At 56.0% G+C, this 22,017-nt stretch carries 23 protein-coding genes, 1 pseudogene and 1 riboswitch; of the genes and pseudogenes, 3 read left to right on the forward strand and 21 right to left on the reverse strand.

Annotated features, from left to right (window positions below; all coding sequences use genetic code 11):
- Positions 1–46 precede the first annotated feature (46 nt).
- A pseudogene (locus tag B5F54_RS13800) lies at positions 47–955 on the reverse strand (IS3 family transposase); the annotation flags it as partial.
- Entirely contained in the window at positions 886–1,236 is a 351-nt protein-coding gene (locus B5F54_RS13805; RefSeq protein ID WP_087234838.1) for a helix-turn-helix domain-containing protein, read from the reverse strand. The pseudogene B5F54_RS13800 and the gene B5F54_RS13805, both read right to left, overlap by 70 nt.
- A 217-nt stretch (positions 1,237–1,453) precedes the next feature.
- On the opposite strand from B5F54_RS13805, the gene B5F54_RS13810 reads away from it, so the two are divergent.
- On the forward strand, positions 1,454–1,894 hold the full coding sequence (locus B5F54_RS13810; protein WP_087234839.1) for a MarR family winged helix-turn-helix transcriptional regulator: 441 nt from the start codon (positions 1,454–1,456) through the stop codon (positions 1,892–1,894).
- Positions 1,881–3,206: an MATE family efflux transporter gene (locus B5F54_RS13815; RefSeq protein ID WP_087234840.1), complete on the forward strand. Its 1,326-nt coding sequence runs from the start codon at positions 1,881–1,883 to the stop codon at positions 3,204–3,206. The genes B5F54_RS13810 and B5F54_RS13815 overlap by 14 nt, the downstream gene beginning before the upstream one ends.
- Here the strand turns inward: B5F54_RS13815 and B5F54_RS13820 are convergent.
- A complete protein-coding gene (locus tag B5F54_RS13820; RefSeq protein ID WP_242969717.1) occupies positions 3,184–3,912 on the reverse strand; it encodes a M48 family metallopeptidase in 729 nt (242 codons plus the stop codon). The genes B5F54_RS13815 and B5F54_RS13820 overlap by 23 nt on opposite strands.
- A gap of 121 nt (positions 3,913–4,033) precedes the next feature.
- Here B5F54_RS13820 and B5F54_RS13825 point away from each other — a divergent pair, with 121 nt between their 5' ends.
- Positions 4,034–4,759, forward strand: a complete 726-nt coding sequence (locus B5F54_RS13825) for an MBL fold metallo-hydrolase (protein WP_087234842.1) — start codon at positions 4,034–4,036, stop codon at positions 4,757–4,759.
- 186 nt (positions 4,760–4,945) lie between these two features.
- Here B5F54_RS13825 and B5F54_RS13830 read toward each other — a convergent pair whose 3' ends face one another.
- The 18 genes from B5F54_RS13830 to B5F54_RS13915 all read right to left on the reverse strand — a co-directional run bounded on the left by B5F54_RS13830 (position 4,946) and on the right by B5F54_RS13915 (position 21,913).
- Positions 4,946–5,728, reverse strand: coding sequence for an alpha/beta hydrolase (locus tag B5F54_RS13830; RefSeq protein WP_087234843.1), 783 nt, complete (start codon positions 5,726–5,728; stop codon positions 4,946–4,948).
- Positions 5,729–5,895: 167 nt separating this feature from the next.
- The gene (locus B5F54_RS13835) at positions 5,896–6,738 is read right to left on the reverse strand and encodes a sirohydrochlorin cobaltochelatase (protein ID WP_087234844.1); all 843 of its coding nucleotides are present in this window, start codon (positions 6,736–6,738) and stop codon (positions 5,896–5,898) included.
- On the reverse strand, positions 6,735–7,367 hold the full coding sequence (locus B5F54_RS13840) for a precorrin-8X methylmutase (protein WP_087234845.1): 633 nt from the start codon (positions 7,365–7,367) through the stop codon (positions 6,735–6,737). The genes B5F54_RS13835 and B5F54_RS13840 overlap by 4 nt, the downstream gene beginning before the upstream one ends.
- Positions 7,360–8,886 (reverse strand): cobyric acid synthase, encoded by a 1,527-nt coding sequence (locus B5F54_RS13845; protein WP_087234846.1) that lies wholly within the window; start codon positions 8,884–8,886, stop codon positions 7,360–7,362. Before B5F54_RS13845 ends, B5F54_RS13840 begins: the two co-directional genes overlap by 8 nt.
- Positions 8,887–8,888: 2 nt before the next feature.
- Positions 8,889–9,950 (reverse strand): threonine-phosphate decarboxylase CobD, encoded by a 1,062-nt coding sequence (gene cobD / locus B5F54_RS13850; protein ID WP_087234847.1) that lies wholly within the window; start codon positions 9,948–9,950, stop codon positions 8,889–8,891.
- Complete coding sequence (cbiB, locus tag B5F54_RS13855; protein WP_087234848.1) at positions 9,941–10,930, reverse strand: adenosylcobinamide-phosphate synthase CbiB; 990 nt, start codon at positions 10,928–10,930, stop codon at positions 9,941–9,943. Before cbiB ends, cobD begins: the two co-directional genes overlap by 10 nt.
- Positions 10,927–11,310, reverse strand: coding sequence for a bifunctional adenosylcobinamide kinase/adenosylcobinamide-phosphate guanylyltransferase (locus B5F54_RS13860; protein WP_087234849.1), 384 nt, complete (start codon positions 11,308–11,310; stop codon positions 10,927–10,929). The genes cbiB and B5F54_RS13860 overlap by 4 nt, the downstream gene beginning before the upstream one ends.
- A 16-nt stretch (positions 11,311–11,326) precedes the next feature.
- Positions 11,327–12,094: an adenosylcobinamide-GDP ribazoletransferase gene (locus B5F54_RS13865; RefSeq protein ID WP_242969715.1), complete on the reverse strand. Its 768-nt coding sequence runs from the start codon at positions 12,092–12,094 to the stop codon at positions 11,327–11,329.
- Positions 12,085–12,618, reverse strand: a complete 534-nt coding sequence (locus B5F54_RS13870) for a bifunctional adenosylcobinamide kinase/adenosylcobinamide-phosphate guanylyltransferase (protein WP_087234851.1) — start codon at positions 12,616–12,618, stop codon at positions 12,085–12,087. The genes B5F54_RS13865 and B5F54_RS13870 overlap by 10 nt, the downstream gene beginning before the upstream one ends.
- 15 nt (positions 12,619–12,633) lie before the next feature.
- Positions 12,634–13,692 carry a nicotinate-nucleotide--dimethylbenzimidazole phosphoribosyltransferase gene (cobT, locus tag B5F54_RS13875; RefSeq protein WP_087234852.1) on the reverse strand — a complete coding sequence of 353 codons (1,059 nt, stop codon included), beginning with the start codon at positions 13,690–13,692 and terminating at the stop codon, positions 12,634–12,636.
- Entirely contained in the window at positions 13,689–15,065 is a 1,377-nt protein-coding gene (locus B5F54_RS13880; RefSeq protein ID WP_207651975.1) for a cobyrinate a,c-diamide synthase, read from the reverse strand. Before B5F54_RS13880 ends, cobT begins: the two co-directional genes overlap by 4 nt.
- Complete coding sequence (gene cbiT, locus B5F54_RS13885) at positions 15,062–16,273, reverse strand: precorrin-6Y C5,15-methyltransferase (decarboxylating) subunit CbiT (protein ID WP_087234853.1); 1,212 nt, start codon at positions 16,271–16,273, stop codon at positions 15,062–15,064. Before cbiT ends, B5F54_RS13880 begins: the two co-directional genes overlap by 4 nt.
- A gap of 23 nt (positions 16,274–16,296) precedes the next feature.
- Positions 16,297–17,070 carry a precorrin-6A reductase gene (gene cobK / locus B5F54_RS13890; RefSeq protein ID WP_087234854.1) on the reverse strand — a complete coding sequence of 258 codons (774 nt, stop codon included), beginning with the start codon at positions 17,068–17,070 and terminating at the stop codon, positions 16,297–16,299.
- 13 nt (positions 17,071–17,083) lie between these two features.
- Positions 17,084–17,809, reverse strand: a complete 726-nt coding sequence (cobJ, locus tag B5F54_RS13895; protein ID WP_087234855.1) for a precorrin-3B C(17)-methyltransferase — start codon at positions 17,807–17,809, stop codon at positions 17,084–17,086.
- Between the two features lie 17 nt (positions 17,810–17,826).
- Complete coding sequence (locus tag B5F54_RS13900) at positions 17,827–18,852, reverse strand: cobalt-precorrin 5A hydrolase (RefSeq protein WP_087234856.1); 1,026 nt, start codon at positions 18,850–18,852, stop codon at positions 17,827–17,829.
- A complete protein-coding gene (cobM, locus tag B5F54_RS13905) occupies positions 18,842–19,621 on the reverse strand; it encodes a precorrin-4 C(11)-methyltransferase (RefSeq protein WP_087234857.1) in 780 nt (259 codons plus the stop codon). Before cobM ends, B5F54_RS13900 begins: the two co-directional genes overlap by 11 nt.
- Entirely contained in the window at positions 19,618–20,757 is a 1,140-nt protein-coding gene (cbiD, locus tag B5F54_RS13910; protein ID WP_087234858.1) for a cobalt-precorrin-5B (C(1))-methyltransferase CbiD, read from the reverse strand. Before cbiD ends, cobM begins: the two co-directional genes overlap by 4 nt.
- A 135-nt stretch (positions 20,758–20,892) precedes the next feature.
- Positions 20,893–21,076, reverse strand: a riboswitch (cobalamin riboswitch).
- A 12-nt stretch (positions 21,077–21,088) separates the two neighbouring features.
- On the reverse strand, positions 21,089–21,913 hold the full coding sequence (locus B5F54_RS13915) for a mechanosensitive ion channel family protein (RefSeq protein ID WP_087234859.1): 825 nt from the start codon (positions 21,911–21,913) through the stop codon (positions 21,089–21,091).
- Positions 21,914–22,017: the final 104 nt, after the last annotated feature.

A 22,017-nucleotide genomic window follows, 5' to 3' on the forward strand; every position in this document is an offset into this window, starting at 1 on the left:
AATGAAGTGACCCCGAAAAGTTAGACAATATTTTTGAAGAAATTGCTCAAGCAACCGAAAGGGCTTGTTGTCTGTGAAGAGCAGGCGGCAAGCCCTTTAGTTTTATCTTGATTCTGCGGTTATTGTAGTAATCCAGATAGTCCACCAGTTCCTGCTTGAAGTGTTCCAGGGAATCGAATTTTTGCAGGTACAGCAACTCACTTTTGAGTAAACCAAAGAAATTCTCCATGACGGCATTGTCCAGGCAGTTGCCCTTACGGCTCATGCTCTGGCGAATCCCTTTCCTCCTGATCATGTGTTGGTATTTCTTGTGCTGATACTGCCAGCCTTGATCAGAATGGAGGATCAATCCTGTTCCATCGGGTATCGTCTCAAACGCCTTCTCCAGCATGGAAGTTATCATACCCAATACTGGCCGGTCAGAGATGGTATAGCTGACCAGATAACCGTTGTGCAAATCCAAAATGGGCGAGAGATACATCTTCTGTCCAAACAGACTGAACTCAGTTACATCGGTCACCCATTTCTGGTTTGGCTTTTCCGCATAGAAGTTCCGGTTTAGCAGATTAGGGGCAATTTTCCCCACTTCGCCCTTGTAAGAATGATATTTCTTGATTCTGACACGGCAAACCAGCCCCAACTCCTTCATAAGCCGCTGGACTGTCTTGTGGTTCATGGAAAATCCACGGTTATGTAACTCAGTTGTGATACGGCGGTATCCGTACCGTCCTTTGTTCTCTTGGTAAATCGCAACAATTTCTGCCTTGACTTCCTTGTATTTGTCCGGAACTATCATCCGCTTCAGATGGTAGTAGAAGGTCGCACGGGGAAGCTGAGCGATTGTGAGCAGAAGGTCCAGCGAGAATTCATGCCTCAGTTTTTGAACTACCTGCGCTTTTTGCGCTGGCGTCGCTCTTCTTCCAAAACCAAGGCTTGCAAGTTTTTTAAGTAAGCATTTTCTGCACGCAGACGCTGCACTTCGGCAAGCAAGTCCTCTTCTACTTTGCTGGGCAGCTTCTTCGGCCTGCCTGTGCTCTTCCGCCCGCGGCGTTCAACTGCAAGGCCTTCCGGGCCTTCTTCCAGATAGATCCGTTCCCAACTTTGAATGCGGTCATGTCCTTGGACTTCATAAATTCTGGCGGCCTCCTGATAGCTTAGTCCGTCCTGTATGACCGCCTCTACTACCTGCTTCTTGAATTCTGGTGTATAGCGTTTGTTTGGTATTCCTTTCGGCATAATAATGCACCCCACTTGTTATTCAGTATATCATACTGTCTAACAAATGGGGTGCAGTTCAAAATGGTAAAGAGTCCGGATTTTATTTTTGCTATTTTAAAAAGCTCCCTTTAGGCTGGCCCATTTTGAACTATCACACCAAGGTACTTCCTTGACGCGCGCATTTTTCTATGTTAGAATTAGTCTGTTTGCAGACTATATAGGAGGCATACCACCAATGAAAATTGCAGAACAAATAAAATTGTATACCACTCTTTGGCAGGAGACAAACGCTTTATACGAGAAATGGGCGAAAAAGCATGGGCTATCGTATTACGAACTGCTTGTCATCCTGTCTTTGGCAGATAAATCCGCTTGTAAACAAAAGGACATCTGCCAAGTTTGGCAGCTTCCCAAACAGACCGTCCATACTATTTTAAAAGCGTTTGTGCAACACGGATGGGTTGAACTTACTCCCTGTGAAGACGACCGAAGGAATAAAACAATCCGTCTAACGCCAATCGGAGAAAAAAACATCTGTGCAATTGCCGGTGAATTACAGCGCTGCGAACGGGCTGTCTGGAAAAAGCTCGGTGCGGAGCGGGCAAATGCGTTAATTGAATATACAAGGCGATACAACCAATATTTCCAGGAGGCCGGCCTCAATGAAGATACATAAAGAATTTTTCCGCTATGTAATCCCGTCTATGCTGGCGTTTGCCCTATCGGGAATCTATGCCATTGCCGACGGCTTTTTTGTGGGGAATGCGCTGGGAGATAACGCCCTCGCCGCTATCAATATGGCATATCCGCTTACGGCGTTCTTACAAGCCGTGGGCACAGGGATTGGCATGGGCGGCGCTGTCAGCTACACCATCAGCATCGGGAACAAAAACGAAAAACGTGGCAATCAATTTTTTGGGATGTCCCTCATCCTGCTTGTTTTGGCGGGCATTCTTTTGACCGTGCTATTCTTATTGGGCGCCCCGGCTGTCCTTCACCTTTTCGGCGCTACCGGCGAAATTGAAACACTGGGAAAGGAATATTTGCTCTATATCAGCTATGGCGCCATTTTCCAGGTATTGGGGACGGGGCTGGTCCCCTTTATCCGCAACATGGGAAGCTCCGTCACCGCCATGGCTGCCATGGTTGTGGGATTCCTGACCAATATTTTTCTGGACTACTTGTTTGTATGGGTTCTCCCCTGGGGGATGATGGGCGCGGCAGTTGCCACGGTCATTGGGCAAGCGATGACTTTTTTGGTGTGCGTACTGTTCTTTATTTGGAAAAAAGCGCGCCCCTGTTTCCAATTTGAAAAGCAACAGTGCTTCTTTACAAAACATGTTCTGAGCGTTGCACTCTCCCCATTCGGGTTGACCTTTTCTCCCAATATTACCTTGATTCTGGTCAATAAGAGCGCAGCCCTATTCGGCGGCACAATGGCTGTCACCTGCTATGCCACCGTCAGCTACATTTCCTGTGTGGTGATGCTCCTCCTGCAAGGCGTCAGCGACGGCAGCCAGCCGCTGATCAGCCTCGCCTATGGAGAGGGGGATCTCCCTCGCGCAAAAGCTGTGCGCAATCTGGGGTACCAATTCGCCGGGGTTGTGTCGGCAATCTGCATGGCCGTCCTGTTCTTTACGCGGGAAAACGCCGCAAAAATCTTCGGCGCTTCCCCGCAGGTAACGCAGGAGGTCGCGCGTATCCTACCTATCTTTATCGTGGGGTTCCTGTTTGCCAGTATTTCCAGGGTAACAACAGCCTTTTTCTATGCAGTCAATCAGAATGTACGCGCATATCTGCTAATCTATGGGGAACCTCTGCTTTTATTACTCCTGCTGCTCGTCCTTCCAGCCGCCATTGGAATCCAAGGGACCTGGCTGGCAGTCCCGATCTCTCAGATCATAACCGCAGCGGCCAGCCTTCTCCTGATTTGGAAAGAAAAGCAGCATACAACCAAAACGGCGCTCACGGACTCCCAGAACAGTTGATCTTCTGCTCGCGTAAAAGCTGTTTGCGTTCCCGGTGATCCGGCATGACCGCATCCAACACCGCATAAAACGCGGGAGAATGATTGGGCTGCACCAAATGGGCCAGCTCATGCGCGATCACATACTCGACGCAGGGAACCGGCGCTTGGGCCAGATAGAGATTCAGCGTCACCGCGCGTTTTTGCGGGGAACAGCTCCCCCATCGCGTTTTCATCCGCCGGATGCGAAAGGCGGGCATCGGGATTCGATAGGCTTGAAAAAGCGGATAAACGCGCTTTGCCGCCGCTTCAAAGAGATCCCTGCACAAGCCGCCGTACCAAGCCTCAAACACCTTTTTGCGTTGGGATTCGTTTTCGGGGTTTCGTAAAAAGAGTACAATCTCTTCCCCTTGGATGGCCGCCCGGTCCCGGTCGGAGGGTTCTATCCGAAGCCGGTACCTCCGCCCTAAAAGGCACACAGGTTCTCCCGCCGCATAAACGCGGGGCATCTGTGGTTCCTCAGAACGGCTGGCATAATACGCCTTCGCGCGGGCAATCCAATCGGCCTTTTTTTGAACAATCCGGTCCACTTCCGCCGCTCCGACCCGGCGGCTGGCAGAAACCTGTACCACGCCTCCCGAAACGACCCGGATATTTACATTCTTGACTTTTTTATAGTGTAGCTGGTACTGCAATGGTTCCCCGTTGCATAAGACCGTTCGTTCCATCTTCAACCGCTCATCCTTTTCATTGACAGTTCCCTTCGAACCCATTATAATCAATCTCAATTGCAGATGCAATTTGCGTGGCGTCTGCCGGTTCCATTGAAATGTGAATGGAGGGAAAAAGATGCCGTCCGTTTCTATCCAATATCTATACCACAGCGGATTCGCGGTCGAAACCGCGTCCCACCTGTTTATTTTCGATTACTACTTGGATACACCGCGCGGCTGTGGGCCGGACCAGGGAGTTGTCTCCCCTTCGATGCTGCAAGGCCGCGACGTGGTTGTCTTCGTATCCCATAGCCACGGCGACCACTACAATCCAGCCATTTTCCAATGGCGTAAAGGAAATCCACAGATTCGCTATATCCTTGCGGATGAAATTGCAACAAAAGAAGACGTCCTTTCCGTTAAAGCAGGCAAAACCTACCCGCTTGGCGGCCTGGAGGTGCGCACCTTGGATTCCACCGATTTAGGCGTCGCTTTCCTGGTCAAGGCGGACGGGCTTTGCCTGTATCACGCCGGGGACCTCAACTGGTGGCACTGGAACGACGAACCGGAGGAAGCCAATCGCGCGATGGCCCGCCGGTATCAACAACAGATCGACTCCTTAAAGGGGGAATCCATCGACATCGCTTTCATCCCGGTCGATCCACGCCAGGAGGAAAATGCCCTATTGGGATTGGACTATTTCATGAAGCAGGTGGGCGCCCGTTGGATCGTCCCCATGCACTTTGGGTCCAATGGTTCCATCTTTGAACGCATTAACCACGACCCCCGCACAGCCTCCTATCGGGATCGTATTTTGCAGATTTCCCACCGGGGCCAGCGTTTCCAGATTTCCATTCCTTAAATCAAACGACAATCCGCCATGGGCTTTGATTCTTGCCCATGGCGGATTTTTTGCATCTATCTCGCGCAAACGCCCCTTCAATCTTCATTTATTTGAAAAAGCCATTCTCTTTCAGCCGTGACCGCAAGATACACGGAGAACGCTGCCGCTTCTCCCGGCCTTACGATGCGGAATATCGTTCCGTTTCTACAACCCAAAATGATGGATCGCACGCTTTAACGAATGGTCGAAGAAGAAAAAGTCGTGCCCTCCCGGCCATTCCTCATATTGAAAATCAAAGCCCAGGGGTTCCATCTCTTTTCGGAATTGCGTGTGGGATGGCTGGAATGAATCACTGCTGCCACAGGTCATATAGATTGCTGGCTTGCTCTCCTTATTTTGAAACCGCTTTGCCAACTCCAATAACTCGTATTCCGGCTTCCACTCCAGTTCTTCGCCAAAGATTGCGAGGAAGTCCAGGTATAGCTGCTCCCCATACTGCTCAATAAACGCCTGCTTGCCTCCAGGTTTTTGCTGCTCTGCAAGGCCATCTTTCAAAAAAAGGCAGGCGGAAGAAAACGCCCCGCACATCCCGTATTGCTCGGGCCGGGACAACGCGCACTTGAGCGCGCCATATCCACCCATGGATGCGCCCAGAATGGCCGTATCCTCCCGGCGGGCGGAGATCTGAAAGACCGCTTTGCAAAGCTGCGGCAATTCTTCCACCAAATACGTAAAGTAGCGCGGGCCATGCCGCATATCGCTGTAAAAGCTTCTGGCCGCGTCCGGAAGAATAAAAATCGTGCGCCCTTCCCGCGCATAGACCGGAAGCATGGAATCGTCCACCCAAGTTGCGCTATCACCGCACAAGCCGTGCAGAAGATACGCCACTTTATAGGGACCGCCTTCCTGCAAATTGCCGGGCGTCACAATGGTGATCCCAGTGTCCTTCCCCAAGATGTTGGAAAAGACGGTTCCGCGTAAAATCATCGAAAGATTCCCTCCTTTACGGGTTTCCTTTTCATGTTTGTATATCGTTTCCGCCTCAAAACGGCTATGGGAATCCCAACATCTATTTCAGGCGTATGTATTGGGTTTTCACAGAGAATTTCTTTGCCCTGTGAAACCCGCAAAAGAAAACCAGTCTCTTTACTTCTTTATTGCAGTTGTTCCGCCGCTTGCCTCGCATGGGCGGCGTAAACCGCACGGATGCCCGGATATTCCCCCAGCCCCTTCAGGATAGCCTGCACCGGATACCCTCGCTCTTCAAAAGCTGCCTTCCAGGAATGGCGCTCCCCGGCCATATCGTTGCGCGCATGTTCACCCGCGACAACCATCAGCGGTGCAATGGTCACCTTTTGCGGCTTTAAGCGGTCCACCTGGCGGAGCACTGACGAAAGCCCGGGGTAGGATTCCACCGTCCCCACAAAAATATTACAGGCGCCGTGATCGTGAAAGACATATTCCAATGCGGCATAGGCCGTGTTCGCGCTGTGCCTTGTCCCATGTCCCACCAATACAAGCGCTTCTTCCGAAGAAAGGCCGGAAAATTCCGCTTCAATGGCGCGAGCTACCGCTTCGAGATCTTCCTGCGATGTCAAAAGCGGAGTGCCACAGACAAGCTGGTCAAACCAATGCGCACATTTTTCCGCTTCGCGCACCATCGTCTCCTGCTCTTCCCCGTTGACCACATAAGTGGATTGGCACACCACCCGGGAAACGCTTTCCTCCCGCAGCTGCCCCAACGCCTGCCAAAGATTGGCCGTAGGCTCTCCTGCTGCCGCCAGCTTTCGCAGAATGGTCGGGCTTGTGAGGGCGCGCCGCACCTCCCAGCCTGGAAACCCTTCCCGCATGGCCTGTTCAATCGCACCAATCGTCTTATCCCGTGTCTCTGTGTGAACCGTGCCAAAACTCACCGCTAAAATTGCATTCCTGCTCACGGTATCGCTCCTTTCCAATGTTGCTGCGTCATTTACTACAATGGTTTCTGTAACGTTCATAGGGTTCGTCCCCCTGCCAGATAGAGCAGCGCATTGCAGATCGCGGCCGCCACATTGCTGCCGCCTTTTCTGCCGCGCGCGACAATATGGGGGACTTCACTCTGTAAAAACAGCTCTTTGGCCTCTACCACATGGACAAATCCCACGGGCACGCCGATCACCAGCTCGGGAGAGATTTTCCCCTCACGGGTCAATTCGTACAAGCGGGCGAGCGCCGTGGGCGCATTGCCGATTGCAACGACCAAAGGCCTATGTAAAGAAGCCGCCCGCTCCATGCTGACGCTGGCGCGAGTGACGCCGCGGGCCTTTGCCTCGCGCGCGACCTCCTCATCGGATATGAAGCAAAACGCCTCTCCACCAAAGCGGGCGAGGGCCCTCTTGTTGATTCCCGCACGCGCCATCTCTGTGTCGGTTACAATGCACGCGCCGTCCTTTAGGGCCTTGACGCCCTTTTCCACCGCCTGCTCGGAAAAACACAAGTTTTCCACATAGTCAAAATCCGCCGTGGTGTGGATGACACGCTTTATGACAGGGGCCTGTACCGGATTGAGTACCTGCTCCCCCAGTTCTTCTTCGATGATAGCGAAACTGCGCTGTTCAATTTCTTCTGGCAAGATGGTTTCAAACATCCGCTTCTCCCCCTTCTGACAAGCCCTGTTCCAAGATGGCATAGATTTTTTTTAGATCCAGATGCGTCCGAAGGGCGTCCGCCAACTGGTTGTATTGTTGTTCTTTAAACGCATGGGCGTCAACCGACTGAATAGCGTCCCCATCGAAGCCTTTTTTCCGCAGCAAAATGCGCGCCAAGGCGCTGGCGGGTTCCGCATCGAAAAAGCCGTGCGCATAGGTGCCGTAGACATTCCCGCAGACCGCGCCGTCCTCCTTTTCCGCGCCACCGAGCTCCTGTAGGACCGCAAAAGGAGCTGCACCTTCCCGCCGTGTTGTGCGTCCCATGTGAATCTCATATCCAACAAACGGCACGCCGGACAGTTCCCGCAGCTCACCGCCCACCGGCAGCACCGTACCGCGCACGCGGGTGCGCACCTTTTCCCGCGCATAGACCGTATCGACCGGCAGAAGGCCCATCCCCTGCATGGAGCCGCCGCTTTCCACATGCTCTGGGTCGCGGATGGTCATCCCTAGCATCTGATACCCGCCGCAGATTCCCAGAACCGGGCCTCCTTGGGACGCATACCTGCGGATACAGTTCTCCAACCCGTTGTTGCGCATCCAAGCGAGATCGCCCATCACATTTTTGGTGCCGGGCAGCAGGACAATGTCCGGCTCTCCAAAGCATTCCGGGCGGTCCACATACCGCAATGTTACACCGGGGATGCGGGCCAATGGGTTGAAATCCGTAAAATTCGAGACCTTCGGCCAGCGGATCACCACCAGGTCCAGCACCCCCTCTTTGGGCCGTCCGGACAGCCGTTCCGACAGGCTGTCCTCGTCGTCCAATTCGATGGGAAGATAGGGCACCACCCCCACAAAGGGCACATGCGTCCGCTCCTCCAACATGCGCAAGCCGGGCTTTAGCAGCTCGACATCCCCGCGGAATTTGTTGATGACCATCCCTTTCACCATGGCGCGTTCCGATTCCTCCAACAGGGCCATCGTCCCGTATAGGGAAGCAAACACGCCGCCGCGGTCGATGTCTCCTGCCAGGAGCACCGGCGCATGGGCCAGTTTTGCCATCCCCATGTTTACGATGTCCTCCTGTTTGAGGTTGATCTCGGCAGGGCTCCCCGCTCCCTCCAGCACCAGAATGTCGTTTTCCGCTGCGAGGGAGTCATATGCCTCCATGATCGGCTTGACCAGCTTCCGTTTATATTGATAATACACCGCCGCATCCATATTCCCGATGGGCACGCCGTTGACGATCACCTGGGAACCCGTATCGTTGGTCGGCTTCAGCAAAATGGGGTTCATCCGCACGCTGGGCTCCACGCCGGCGGCTTCGGCCTGCATGACCTGTGCCCGGCCCATTTCCAGCCCTTCCGTTGTGATAAACGAGTTGAGCGCCATGTTCTGCGATTTAAACGGCGCTACCCGGTAGCCATCCTGCCGGAAGATCCGGCAAAGCCCCGCCACCAGGAAGCTCTTTCCCGCATTGGACATTGTGCCCTGCACCATAATTGCCTTCGCCATGTTTATTCCTCCAAGGCGCATTTCAGCGCCGCTATCAAACGTTCATTTTCGTCGTGCCCGCGCACAGCAATGCGGTAGTAGCGGTTGTCCAGCCCGCGGTAGTTGCCGCAGGCGCGGATGAGCACGCCGCGCTGTTCCATCCGCTCCCGCAGAGGGATCTCTGTCTCCGTGCGGAACAGGATATAATTTGCCTCCGACGGGAAAACGCACAATCCCAACCGGACAAGGTTTTCCGAAAGCCAACGCCGCTCCGTTTGAACCAGGCGCCGCATGCGCTCCAAATATCCCTTCTCCTGCAACGCGGCGACCCCCGCCGCTTGTGCCGGGATGGACACGCCCCACGGCTGCCCGCAGGAGAAAATCCGTTCCGCCAAGTCCCCGTTCCCACAGAGGCCATACCCCAGGCGCAGGCCCGGCATGGCAAAGCTCTTTGTAAACGCCTTGAGGATCACGGAATTTGTTCCCGTTTTCAACACGCCCTTTAGCGTATTCTGCTCTGGATGTTCCAGGAACTCGTTGAAGCATTCGTCCACCACAAGGAGGATACCGGCTTCTTCGCAGCGTTTCCAGATTTCCCGTAACAGCGCTGGAGGCACCGTCCGTCCCGTGGGATTGTTTGGATTGCAGAGAAAGAGCAAATTGATCTCCGGCGTCAGCTGCTGTAAAAATGCTTCGGGCAACACAAATCCCTCGCTCTCCTGCAAAGGAAAATACGCGATGGAACAATCCATCGCGCGGAGCGCCTGCTCGTACTCTGCAAAGGTCGGCGCCAACAGCAGCGCCCTTCGAGGATGCGTGGCCGCGACGATCCGAAAAATCAGATCCGCCGCACCGTTTCCACAGACGATCTGTTCCGCTGGGATGCCCTCATACGCCGCAAGCGCTGCGCGCAATTCCCGGCAAAGTGGGTCCGGATACTGCGTACATTGCTGCAACGCATCCGCCGCCGCGCGGACAGCCCCCGGCGGCATCCCCATCGGGTTGATGTTCGCAGAAAAATCGAGTGGTTCCTGTTTCATTTTCTGACGCGCGGAATATACGTCGCCGCCGTGTATCAGATGCATAGCCAGCCTCCCAAAATTCCGATTTCCAGGCGCATAACAAGCAAAAGGGCCAGCGCCAGGAAAGACGCCGCATAAAGCAGCCGGTTTGCCCGGCGGATATCCTCTGTACAGATGGGCCGCAGATTGTCCCCGATCGTCGGCTTTTTGTAGAGCGTTCCAAAGTAATAGGCGTCGCCCGCCAGCTGGACGCGCAGAGCGCCTGCGCAGGCCGCTTCCGTCTGCGCACTGTTTGGGCTGGCGTGCTTGCGGCAATCCCGTTTATAGATGCGCGCCGCATTCCTCCCATCCATGCCGAGCAAATATGCAGAGACCACCAGCAGCCAGGCCGACAACCGCGCCGGAATCCAGTTGAGTACATCGTCCAGCTTGGCCGCTGCCCAGCCAAAATAGAGATACCTTTCGTTTTTATATCCAACCATGGAGTCCATGGTATTGACCGCTTTGTAAAATAACCCGAGCGGTGCGCCGCCCAAGGCCAAAAACAACAGCGGGGCGATCTCCCCGTCCGAAGTGTTTTCCGCGACCGTCTCGACGGCCGCCTTGGTCACGCCTTCCTCTGTGAGCGCCTGCGTATCGCGCCCCACGATCATGGAAACCGCCCACCGCGCGCCGGGCAAATCGTCCGCGCGCAGCCGATCGTAGACCTTCATGCTCTCCACCCGGAGCGCCTTCGCCGCTAAAAGCTGGTAACAAAACAGCGTTTCCAAAACAAGCCAAAGCCCGGGATGAACCGCATATGCCCCCCACAAGAGCATAATCCCCGTCCCGCTGGTGAAGAGAGGAACCAGTATCGCCAGGAAAACGCCCGCCAAACGCTCCCCTTTGGGCGTTTTGGGGAACAAACCGCGCAGAAGCCTTTCCAACCAGGCGATCAACCATCCAATGGCGCGCACCGGATGCGGCATCCAATGAGGGTCGCCAAAACAGAGGTCCAACAGGAAACCTAAAGGCAGCGGCAACAAAAACAACCAGGCTGTCATGGGGTTCCCTCCTGTTTGAGGCAGGTGGCAATTCCACAGAAGATTCGGTCGACGCGCGCAGCCCTTTCCGCCAGCATGCAGCAAATGCGCCCTGTTTCCTCGCGCCATGCCCGCTCAAAGGCGTCCACCGGCACCACGCCGCATCCAATCTCGTCGCACACAACGGCGATGTGGGGATTCTCCCGCAAAAGCGCTTCAACTTCCCGCATGGGCTCCCGCCCCTCTTCCAGCAGTTTGCGGATCTCCAAATGCAGGGCAGCGAGGATCGTTTTCCGCTGCGCATCCGCCAGTGTATATGCAACGTCGGAGGATGTATATCCCGTCTGCTGTAGAAGCCAGTGCAATTTCCCCTGGTACGCTCCGCCTATCACCAGCCGCATGCGGCTCCCTCCTTCTTCAAATCCATTTTTGTAAAAGCACCATTCCAGCGAGTAGCGCCAGTTCACACAATTGCAGAAACCAGCCCGCTACATCGCCGGTCGTCCCGCCAAATTCTTTGCAGGAAACATGATGATAATATCCAAACACTCCCAGAGCGAGCAAAAGCACCGCCGCCCCCACGAACGTTCCAAACAGGAGCATCGCTCCGCCGCACAGGATTAGGTAACCGAATAAGACCCATGCCGTGCGCTTTTTGGCGGCCGCATGGGAGAACATCGCCAACAGGCCGCTGTTCTTTGCACAGGGAAACCGCACGACCGATAGGCCGCTCAACGTTCTGGAAAGGACAAATCCCAAAGCCAACATCCATGTATACCGGCCCTGCGGATACCACTCCATCCAGAAACAAAAGGTGAGCAGAAAATACAGGCCGCAGCCGATGACGGCAAACGCGCCGCTGTTGGAGTCCTTTAGAATTTCGAGCTTTCGCTCCTGCGGCTGCCGGGAACTCAGGGCGTCCAGCGTGTCGCAAAAGCCATCCAAATGGATTCCCCCGGTGATCAACACGGGAAGCGCCGTAGCAACTCCGGAAAAGAGCGCCACTCCAATCTGCAAACGCCCGGCCAACCAGACCCAACCGCAGAGCACCAGGCCAATCGCCAGGCCGATCAAGGGGAAAAAGCACATGACATAGCGCATATCCTCTTCCTGCCATTCGGTTCGCGGCATGGGGATGCGCGAATACATGGAAAAGGCGATCAGGCAGGACTTTATCAGGTGCACAGCCATTCCCTCCCTTTCTGTACAATGGGTATCCCGCAGACCACCTCAACGACAGTGTCTGCTCTTTGCGCCAGAGCCGCATTCAGGTGCGCCAAACGTGCAATGTAAGCCTGCGTGGATGGGTCGTACGGAGTGCCATCCGAAAAAATTTCATTGGAAACGACGACGATGTCCGCCGCCGCGGAACAGAGGCGTTCGATCCCCCGCAAAATAGCTTCCTGCGCATGTTCCCCTGCCCCTTCCGGACAAAAGCATTCATTTGCCAAGAGGTTGGACAGGCATTCCAACAATAGAGCGGAATTCTTTGGAACAACAAGCGTCTCCAAAGCAAAAGGGCATTCCAGCGTCAGAAACCCTTTCCCTTTTCGCATGGCGCGGTGGCGCTCCACGCGCGCCCGGCTTTCCGCATCCTGCGCCAACATGGTTGCAAGATAACATTTCGGGGATGCCGGCGACCGGAGAAGCAGGTTTTCCGCATAGGCGGATTTCCCGCTGGCCGCACCGCCCGTAACCAAAACAAACACCGGTTGTCCCCTCCCTCAGTGCAACGGCTGATAGGGCTCAATGGAAATCTGCTCAAACGTCCGCATCGTGCCATATACCGCACAAGCCATGTCCAAAAGCGGAAGGGCCGCCACCGCGCCGGTGCCTTCTCCCAAGGTCATATTCGCCGTTAAAAAGGGGGTTAACCCCAGCTCCTGCAAAAGCAGGCGGGCCGCCGGCTCCCCGGATACATGGGAGGCAAGCATATAATCCACCACTGCAGGACACATGCGGGCGGCAAGCAAAGCGGCCGCCGCCGAGATGAAGCCGTCGATCACCACGGGCATCTGCATAGCCGCACCGCCGAGAAACGCCCCAGCCATTCCCGCCAAATCGAGTCCACCGACCTTTTGTAAAACATCGAACGCATCCGATGGGTCCGGTGCATTGCAGGCAATCGCTCGGCGGACCGCAAGCCTCTTACGCGCCAAGCCCTCGGAGGAAAGTCCCGCGCCCCTGCCTGTGACCTCTTCCGGAGGCAGTCCAAGCAGGACCGAAGCCACTGCGCTGCTGGTCGTCGTATTGCCGATCCCCATCTCGCCTGTGGCGACAATCCGGTATCCCTGTTGTTTGAGGTCCTGCATCAGCTCGATCCCAACCTCCAAGGCTTTCACCGTCTCTTCCCTTGTCATGGCCGGGCCCTTGGTCATGTTGCGCGTTCCGTGAGCGACCTTGCGGGGAAGGATGTTTTCCCCTGTAACCGCACACTTTACGCCGATGTCCACGGGAAACACATCCGCATGGGCGACGCGCGCCATTTTGCAAACGCTGGTGTCCCCCTTGGAGAGATTCTCTGTGACCACCGCCGTGACCTCCTGCCCGGTCTGTGTCACGCCCTCCTCCACCACGCCGTTGTCCGCGCAGAAGACAGCAACGGCACGGCGGCTGAGGTCTACCTCCACCGTGCGCGTCATCCCGGCGATGCGTGCAACCGCCTCTTCGAGCAGCCCCAATCCGCGCAAGGGCTTTGCGATGCTATCCCAACGCCGCCAAGCCTCTTCTTCGATCGAACGATCCGCAGGAACAATCCGGCGAAGCGTCTCCTCCAATGTCATGATTTTTGCGCCTCCTCATATTGTACACACGCCTCCAAAAAACGTTGGGCCCAGCGTGGGTTGGAACAAAAATGTATGTGTGGAAAACCGGCAAACAGCGTTCCAGACGCATGGATGCAGGGCCATGTCCGGCCGTTGGATGCCTTTTCCGCCTGGAATGCATTCCCGCTGTCCGTGCTCTCCCAATAGTGAAATTCATGGATGGGGATGCGCTCCCCGGCCTTGCAAAGGAGATTATCCCTAAGGGCGGTCAACGTCGCATAGCCGAAGCGTTGCAGCCGGTTAGTCCTCTTGCCATCCGCTGCAATCGCCCCCACCATTTGATGGGAAATCCCCTGCGCGTCCTCCAGCGTCCGATGCAGATATAAGAATCCGCCGCATTCCGCTACACACGGCATCCCGTCCTGTACGGCGGCGCGCACGCTCTCCCGCATCGGGGCGTTGCGCTCCAATTCCGCCGCGTGAAGCTCCGGATACCCACCGCCCAGCAGCATCCCTCTGCATCCCGGCGGCAAGGCGGCGTCCGTCAGAGGGCTAAACAAACAAAGCTCCGCCCCCAGGCGCTCCAACAACCGCAGGGAATCCGCATAATAAAAGCAGAACGCCCGGTCGCGCGCTACGGCAATCCGCGGACGGCCACGTCCCCTTTCTGGAAGCTCCAAACCCTCTTGCGAAAGCGGCTCCGCTTGTTGCGCGACGGCAAGAAGGCCGTCTAAATCGACGGTGCGCTCCGCCTGCTCCGCCAAACAGTCCATCTTCTGTTGAAGCTTGTCCACCTCCGCCGCCGTGACCAGCCCGAGGTGGCGGCTCTCCAAAACAGCCGCATCCATCTTCGGCAAAAAGCCCAGGGACCGGATTCCAAATTCCTGCTCCAGACGCTGCTGCAAAGCGGGATACAAGCTTGGAGACAACCGGTTCCAGATAACGCCTGCAATCCGGCTGTCCGTCCGATAGGTCAGGAAGCCTTTCACCTGCGCCAATAGGGATTGTGCCGCACCTCGTCCATCCACAATCAGAACGACCGGCGTCCGGGTCGCGCGCGCCAAGTCATAACTCCCTGCGCGTTCGGTGAAACCGATCCCGTCGTAATAGCCCATCGCACCCTCCAACAAGGAAAATGCCGCTCCCCGCGCATGTTCCAGAAGGATCTGCCGGACCATGTCCTCCCCCAACAGGAAAAGATCCAGATTGGTGGAAGGAACGCCGAGCACTTCCCGATGAAACATAGGGTCAATGTAATCCGGCCCGCATTTAAATGCTGCAAGGTGCAGGCCCCGGCGGTGGAAAGCACGCAGAATGGCACACGTCACCGTTGTCTTTCCTGCGCCGCTGGACGGCGCTGCCAAAAGGATGCGCGGTGCATGGACGGTCATAGTCCCGCCCCCTGTCCGCTCAGGATATACACCGGATTTTGCCCCAGCATCATATGATAGCCTCCGGCGCGCTTTGCACGGGAAGCCGTAATCTGCGAAACGGCGACATCCACGAAGCCGAGCGCTTCCAACGCCCGCATGGACGCCGCCACCGTCTCCAACGTAATCGCATTGATTACCACCCGCACATACGGGTTCCTCTGCAAAGCCAGCCGAAGGATTTCGTCTATATTGCCGCCGCTCCCACCGACAAAAACGCAGTCGGGTGCGGGCAATCCGTCCAGCGCTTCCGGCGCGGCCCCATGGACAACCTTCAAGTTGGTACATGCAAATTGCCGCCGGTTTTGCTCGATCAATTGGCATGCGTCCGCATCCTTTTCCACCGCATACACCATACCGCGGACCGCCTGTAACGCCATCTCAATGGACACCGATCCAGTCCCTGCACCGATGTCCCAGGCGGTGCTCTCCCGTTGCAAGCGAAGCCTAGAAAGCGAGATACACCGGACTTCGGATTTGGTCATCGGCGTGTTTCCCCGAATAAACCGCTCATCCGGCAAGCCGAAGGCAAGAGTGTCATTGGACAAAGGCGCGGGGTTCTGGATGAGAAGGGCGCTGAGAGGATCAAATGTCTGCCCGGACAACCGCTCCGCTGGACCGGTTGTAATGGCCTCCTCCGGATATGAAAGCCGTTCCCCCACCGATACGGTCACGCCGCCCAGCCCAGCCCGGCAAAGCGCTTTGCACAGTTCCTGCGCCGAAACCTTTCCCGCCAGGACAAAGACCTTTTCATGGGTGCGCACCTCTCCCGCCAGGTTGCAAGCCTGCCCGTGCGCGCTCACAAGGCGCACGTCCTCCCAAGGGGTATGCAGCTTGGCGCAGAGGTAGGCTACCGTGCTGATGCCGCAGCATTCCTCGATCAAATGCTCTGGAAACAAACTGCGCAGCTTTTTCGCCCCGCTGTAAAAGCCCACATCGCCGGAGAACACCACGCCGATCGTCTGGAACTCCGGGTGTTCTTGGAGAAAGGCAGCGATCTTTTCCGGCGCCGTTGCTGCGAATCGACGGCAGGTAAGCTCTGGGAAAGCGTCGAGCATCCGCTGGGCGCCGATCAGACAGTCACAGTTCTTTAAGATGTTCCATGCGCCAATGGTCAAGGTATCCCGATTCCCCATGCCGATTCCTACCAGCCAAATCTTCTTTGCCATGCCTACCACCGCCTTTTCTCTCTTTATCGGGAGTTTATCATAAATCGCTTACACAACTTTTGCCAAAGCACCTCAAATGAATCCCCTGGAACTTGGGGCGGCCGCCCGATCACAATGGTGCGTGCCCCCGCCTTCTGTGCCGCACAGAGCTTTTCCCAAAAGCCGCCCGCTTTTCCCGATTCCTTGGTCACCAGCACCCGAATGTCGAGCTGGTGGAGCAAGGCGAGGTTCAGCTCCTCGGAAAAGGGTCCCTGCATACAAATCAGATGCCCCGGCGTCCATCCGAGCGACAGCGCCTTCCGCACGGCCTCTTCCGTGGGGAGCATCCGCACAAAGGACCGTTCTGCATAGTCCGGGACTTCCGTAAAAGCCGAGAGCTCTTTTGACCCGGTCGTCAATAAGATATTTCCCGGCAAGTTCTTGAGCGATTGCGCCGCTTCCTGCGCGGTGGAGACATAGAGACAATCTTCCCGCCAGCCATCTTCAGGCGCTTCACGCAAAAGGCGCAGATACTCCGTCCCCGTCTCCCGGCAGGCGCCTCGGATATGTTCCGTGGCCAAAGCTGCGTATGGATGCGTGGCGTCCACCACACACTCGACGGGATGTGCCCGCAAAAACGCGATGATTTCCTCCCGGTCCATCCGCCCCTGTAGGATGGAGGCGTGCGCATGTTCTAAAAGCGTCTCGCCGTATGCGGTTGCAACACTGACATAGAAGGAAATCCCATGCGCGGAAAGGCGTTCGGCCAACCGCCTCCCCTCGCTGGTCCCTGCAAACAGCAAAATTTGTGGCGCCATGCTTCTTCCTCCATCAGGTTCGATAGCCGCGCGGCGTCACCAAGCGGCCGTTGAGGATCTTGGTCTGGGAGTTGCCGATGAATACCGTCGTAAACATGTCCGCTCGGTATTCCTGCAATTCCTCCAAGGTCATCAACGCATGGGACTCTCCCGCACGTCCAATCTCCCGCACAACCCCCGCAGGGGTCTCCGCCTGGCGGAACCGCCGGACAATCTCACAGGCCCTGCGGAGATAATCTGCGCGTTTCTTGCTCGACGGGTTGTACAGGCACAGGACAAAATCCGCCTCCGCCGCGCAAGCCAATCGCTTCTCAATCAACGGCCAAGGGGTTAGGAGGTCGCTCAGGCTGATGACGGCAAAGTCGTGGGAAAGAGGCGCTCCCAATAGCGCAGCACCGCTGCACGCGGCCGTCACCCCCGGGACCACCTCGATGTCCAACTGGGGATAGGCCTCCGCCGCCTCCAGAGCCGGGCTTGCCATCCCGTAAACGCCCGCATCGCCGCTGCAAACCAAGGATACGGTCCGCCCGGTGAGCGCCTGTTCCACCGCCAACCGGCAGCGCTCCACCTCGCCGCGCATCGAAGTGGTCAAAAACGATTTTCCAGGGAAAAGAGGGCGGACCAGATCGACGTAAGCGGTATACCCCACGATCAACTCGCTGCGCTCCAAGGCAGCCTGCGCACGCTGGGTCATCTGCGTCGCCTCTCCCGGACCGATTCCAACAATATAGAGTTTCATAGCGTCCCCTCTTTCCACTAAAATCGGATCACCAGCGGCGCGGCCGCCACTGCGACGGTCACACCCGAAAACACTTGTTTTCCCACGAGAAGCGCTCCGCCGCTCCCCAGTACGGCTGCGCGCTCGCAAACATTGTCCACGCCGACCGTATTTTGCACAAATGCAGACCCCGTAAAGCGGCCTTTTGCCCTCGTTAGCTGCTCCGCCGAGAAAAAATTACAGACAAGGCAATTTGCTTTACAGAACTCCAAAAGCCCGATTTCATCGCATTTTTTGTCGATGGACGCAACATTTTGCACGCTTTCCATGTAAAGGTATTTCCCTTGTAAGGTGGAATCAACCGCTTTTTGTATCTTGATCGGTTCTGTCCCTCTTTTGCAGCCAATTCCAAGCGTCAAAATCCTTGGGAGAATCCAACAGGTCGCCTGAAACATCTCTTCATACGCAAGGGATATACGGATTCCGACCTTGCCTTCCTTTGCTGGAACGATTCCTTTTGGAAGTGGCCCTTCCACCGGAAAGTCACTATAGAATCCCACTGGTTCCCCATTGAGCAACGCGGCGGAAACGGCCTTTGCTGCACCGGGGCGCATGACCAGGAACCCCTGGCCCGCCGCCCATGTATCCACCGCAAACACACCGTTCCCATCGGTTGCCGTGGTGACAACCGCCTGTGCTCCAATCGCACCGGCGATCCGCCGGGCGAGCGCATTGGCTCCCCCCACATGCCCGGATACAAGCGGTATGGCAAACCGTCCGCAGTCGTCCACGGCCACTACCGCCGGATCGGTAAATTTGCTCCTTAAATGCGGTGCAACACTGCGGACTGCAATGCCACAGGCGCTGACAAAGATGAGCGCATCCGCCTGCCCAAAGGAGCGCGCTGTCCAATCTGCAAGCGAACCCAAGGCCGCGACGCCATTTTCCGCGTATTTTTCCGGCGCACTTACGGTACAAACGTCCCCTCCGTCGCGGAAAAACTCCGCCAACCGCTGCGCCAACCGGACGCCATTGGCGGTGAATGCGGCGCACTCAATCCGCATGGGGCGCGCCTCCGGTTTTTGCTGCGCGGTATCCGTGAGAGAAATCGGGCGCGTAGAGCTTTGAGCGGTCGTACTGCGTCCCAAGGAATCCTCCGATCAAAATCAACGCTGTTTTGGTAATCCCGTTTTCCGAAGCCATCTGTGGGAGGTCGTCCACTGTGCCGTGGATTACCTTTTCGTCCGGCCAAGTCGCCTTATAGACAATGGCTGCGGGTGTGTCCTTTGCATATCCGCCCTCCAGGAGCTGCTCCCGCAGGCCTTCCAAATAGGAGGTGCTCAAAAAAACGACCATGGTCGCACCGTGCTTCGCAAAGCTGGCGACCGACTCCTTTTCCGGGACCGGCGTCCGCCCGGCCATCCGCGTGATCACAACGGACTGCGAGACGCCCGGCAGCGTATATTCCGCGTGCAGCGCAGCGGCCGCCCCACAGAATGAGCTGACCCCCGGCACCACTTCATACGGTACACCGGCGGCATCTAATGCATCCATTTGCTCCCGGATGGCACCGTACAAGCACGGATCTCCTGTGTGCAGCCGGACCACCTTTTCCCCTGCCCGTTCCGCTGTCAGAAGCACGTCCAGCACCTCTTCCAGGGTCATCCGGGCACTGTCATAGACTTTGCAGCCGGATTTCGTATAGGTCGTGAGGATTTCCGGATTCACCAGGGAACCGGCATAGACCACCGTATCCGCTTCTTCTAGCAGCCGTGCGCCCCGCACCGTAATCAAATCAACGGCGCCGGACCCCGCTCCGACAATATGAATCATTCGATTTCCTCTCCTTTCAGGCGTTGCAACAATCCATCTACCTCTGCGGTTTGCCCCAAAAGGCCAAATGCATTGGAAAACAAGACCGCTCCAACCGTCAGCTGTCCGCGGACGCGGGCGTTTATATGAAAATGTATCTTTTGTATGAGGCTGTCCATCACAGGGGACAGCAACTGTTCTTTTTGCAAGAGTTCAAACGCTTCATCCGTTGTGACGCAGTCCATCAGCTTTCCCGCCAGCGCGGAGGAAGCGCCGCAGAGCGCGGCATGGGCGGTGATAATCTCCATCCGGGCGTCCGCGTAACGGGAATGGGTATTCATCACGCCACCGGCCAGCTTGACCAGCTTTCCCGCATGCCCCACCAGCAGAAGCCCCTCAAAGCCGAATTCCACCGCCATGTCCAGCAGCTCCCCAATGTAATTGCTGCATGAGACGGCACGGCAAGAAAGGCGCATCTGTTCCCGCAGAAAGGTTTCCCCGTAATTTCCGGGTACTGCCACAACCGTACGCGCCCCCAAGGTGCGCAACTGCCGGAGCTCCGTCCGGATGGTATCGACCAGCGCGCGTTCGCTCATCGGCTCCACAATCCCGCTAGTCCCCAGGATGGAAATCCCCCCGGTGATCCCCAGCCGGGGATTAAAGGTCTTTTCCGCAAGCCGTTTCCCCTCCGGTACGGAAAGGGTCACCTGCCAACCGCCGGTATACCCATAGGTTTCCCCAACCTCCTGCAAAACGTTGGCGATCATCCGGCGCGGGCCGGGATTGATGGCCGCCTCCCCAACGGCGCAAGCAAGCCCCGGGCGCGTCACCCGGCCAATGCCCTCTCCGCCGGCAATATATACCCCCTTGTCCGCACGGCGCACTTCTGCAAATACCCATACGCCGTCCGTCACATCGGGATCGTCCCCGCTGTCCTTTTGCACCGCGCAGGAAACAGACTCCTCCGAAAGCCGGATATGGCCGACCGGCAATTGCAAAAGAACCCCCTTCGGTGTAGAAAGCGCCACCTGATCGACACGCTCACCGGAAAGCAGCATCTGCGCGGCGGCCTTTGCCGCTGCCGCTGCACAGCTGCCGGTGGTATAACCACACCGCAGGCGCTTCTGGTCCCGGTAAACATATTCCTCCAGCTTCATGGGCGGTCCTCCTGCGAATAAAAAACGCCATTCAGTCACTCGCATGACCGAATGGCGTGAATGGCGGAAATCATGGGCGCAGTCCTTCTGCTCCCACTGTGGTTCCTTCAGCCACGCGCACTCCAGTACCGTGGAGTCGCATGAAGCATATAGGCAGGTATTCTGGCTCATACATCTCTGCAACACTCCACCTTCCCGGTTTCCCAGTGGTTTTTGGAGCTCGCTCCGTATTCACAGCAACGGACTTGCGCGGGAATCACACCCGCTTCCCTTTTCAGCCCCTTTCCTGGAAAGGAGCACCTATATCCTGTGCCCTATTTTAAACGGATTTCTATATTTTGTCAACCGGCCGGTCCAGATGCACATCCAATTGTGGAAATGGAATGTGAATTCCCTCGCGGTCAAATGCCAGTTTCACATCCTCCTGCATCTGATAGTAAAGCGTCCAGTAATCGTCCGTTTTGCACCAAACGCGCACCAGCATTTGGATACAACTGTCCTTATGTTCCTCCACGGCGATCAATGGCTCTGGATCCCGCTCGACCAAAGGATTCTTATCCGTCAGTTCTTGAAGCACCTCTTTTACTTTTGAAAGATCGTCTTCGTATCCCACCGAATAGCGCAAATCCAACCGCCGTGTTTTCATCGCCGTATAATTTATAATCGTACTGACGGTAATGGTCGAATTCGGGATAACGATCTCCTTGTTGTCAAAGGTCCGAAGGGTTGTGAACATCATCTCAATGCGCTCCACTGTGCCTTCTACATTGTCTACCAAGAGGTAATCCCCCACTGCAAAGGGCTTTGTAAAAACGATCTGTGCACCGCTGGCGATGTTGGTCATATTTTCCTTTAACGCTAAGCCAACGGTCACTCCTGCCGCACCAATCGCCGTGATCATTGGCCCGACGGGAACCCCCAACTGCGACAGGGCCATAATGCTGATGATAATCTTCGCCGCTGCATTCGCCAGGGAACACAAGAATGTAACGATCCCAGTCTCTGTGCGGGCTCGTGTCATCGTGCGCTTGATTAAGCGCACTACCACGTTGCTCAGCCACCATCCGCCGGCAAAGATTAGCGCGGCGCCAATTACATTGGGCAACATATCTAAGAGCCATGTTAAAAACTTTTGCCAAACATCTTCAAATGACATTTCGATCGCATCCCTTTCGAAAAGATTTGCCACACTCGCTTTAACAATTCCTATTATATTAAACAAAGTCTTGCAAAAAATTTCGCACAAGAATTTATATGTTT

The organism is Anaeromassilibacillus sp. An250, assembly GCF_002159845.1.
Lineage (GTDB): Bacteria > Bacillota > Clostridia > Oscillospirales > Acutalibacteraceae > Anaeromassilibacillus > Anaeromassilibacillus stercoravium.

Bases quoted from the DNA above. Each gene is read 5' to 3' on its own strand.
- B5F54_RS13805 (WP_087234838.1), bottom strand. From the start codon at position 1,236: ATGCCGAAAGGAATACCAAACAAACGCTATACACCAGAATTCAAGAAG.
- B5F54_RS13810 (WP_087234839.1), top strand. From the start codon at position 1,454: ATGAAAATTGCAGAACAAATAAAATTGTATACCACTCTTTGGCAGGAG.
- B5F54_RS13815 (WP_087234840.1), top strand. From the start codon at position 1,881: ATGAAGATACATAAAGAATTTTTCCGCTATGTAATCCCGTCTATGCTG.
- B5F54_RS13820 (WP_242969717.1), bottom strand. From the start codon at position 3,912: ATGGAACGAACGGTCTTATGCAACGGGGAACCATTGCAGTACCAGCTA.
- B5F54_RS13825 (WP_087234842.1), top strand. From the start codon at position 4,034: ATGCCGTCCGTTTCTATCCAATATCTATACCACAGCGGATTCGCGGTC.
- B5F54_RS13830 (WP_087234843.1), bottom strand. From the start codon at position 5,728: ATGATTTTACGCGGAACCGTCTTTTCCAACATCTTGGGGAAGGACACT.
- B5F54_RS13835 (WP_087234844.1), bottom strand. From the start codon at position 6,738: ATGAACGTTACAGAAACCATTGTAGTAAATGACGCAGCAACATTGGAA.
- B5F54_RS13840 (WP_087234845.1), bottom strand. From the start codon at position 7,367: ATGTTTGAAACCATCTTGCCAGAAGAAATTGAACAGCGCAGTTTCGCT.
- B5F54_RS13845 (WP_087234846.1), bottom strand. From the start codon at position 8,886: ATGGCGAAGGCAATTATGGTGCAGGGCACAATGTCCAATGCGGGAAAG.
- cobD (WP_087234847.1), bottom strand. From the start codon at position 9,950: ATGCATCTGATACACGGCGGCGACGTATATTCCGCGCGTCAGAAAATG.
- cbiB (WP_087234848.1), bottom strand. From the start codon at position 10,930: ATGACAGCCTGGTTGTTTTTGTTGCCGCTGCCTTTAGGTTTCCTGTTG.
- B5F54_RS13860 (WP_087234849.1), bottom strand. From the start codon at position 11,310: ATGCGGCTGGTGATAGGCGGAGCGTACCAGGGGAAATTGCACTGGCTT.
- cobT (WP_087234852.1), bottom strand. From the start codon at position 13,692: ATGACATTGGAGGAGACGCTTCGCCGGATTGTTCCTGCGGATCGTTCG.
- B5F54_RS13880 (WP_207651975.1), bottom strand. From the start codon at position 15,065: ATGACCGTCCATGCACCGCGCATCCTTTTGGCAGCGCCGTCCAGCGGC.
- cbiT (WP_087234853.1), bottom strand. From the start codon at position 16,273: ATGGCAAAGAAGATTTGGCTGGTAGGAATCGGCATGGGGAATCGGGAT.
- cobK (WP_087234854.1), bottom strand. From the start codon at position 17,070: ATGGCGCCACAAATTTTGCTGTTTGCAGGGACCAGCGAGGGGAGGCGG.
- cobJ (WP_087234855.1), bottom strand. From the start codon at position 17,809: ATGAAACTCTATATTGTTGGAATCGGTCCGGGAGAGGCGACGCAGATG.
- B5F54_RS13900 (WP_087234856.1), bottom strand. From the start codon at position 18,852: ATGCGGATTGAGTGCGCCGCATTCACCGCCAATGGCGTCCGGTTGGCG.
- cobM (WP_087234857.1), bottom strand. From the start codon at position 19,621: ATGATTCATATTGTCGGAGCGGGGTCCGGCGCCGTTGATTTGATTACG.
- cbiD (WP_087234858.1), bottom strand. From the start codon at position 20,757: ATGAAGCTGGAGGAATATGTTTACCGGGACCAGAAGCGCCTGCGGTGT.
- B5F54_RS13915 (WP_087234859.1), bottom strand. From the start codon at position 21,913: ATGTCATTTGAAGATGTTTGGCAAAAGTTTTTAACATGGCTCTTAGAT.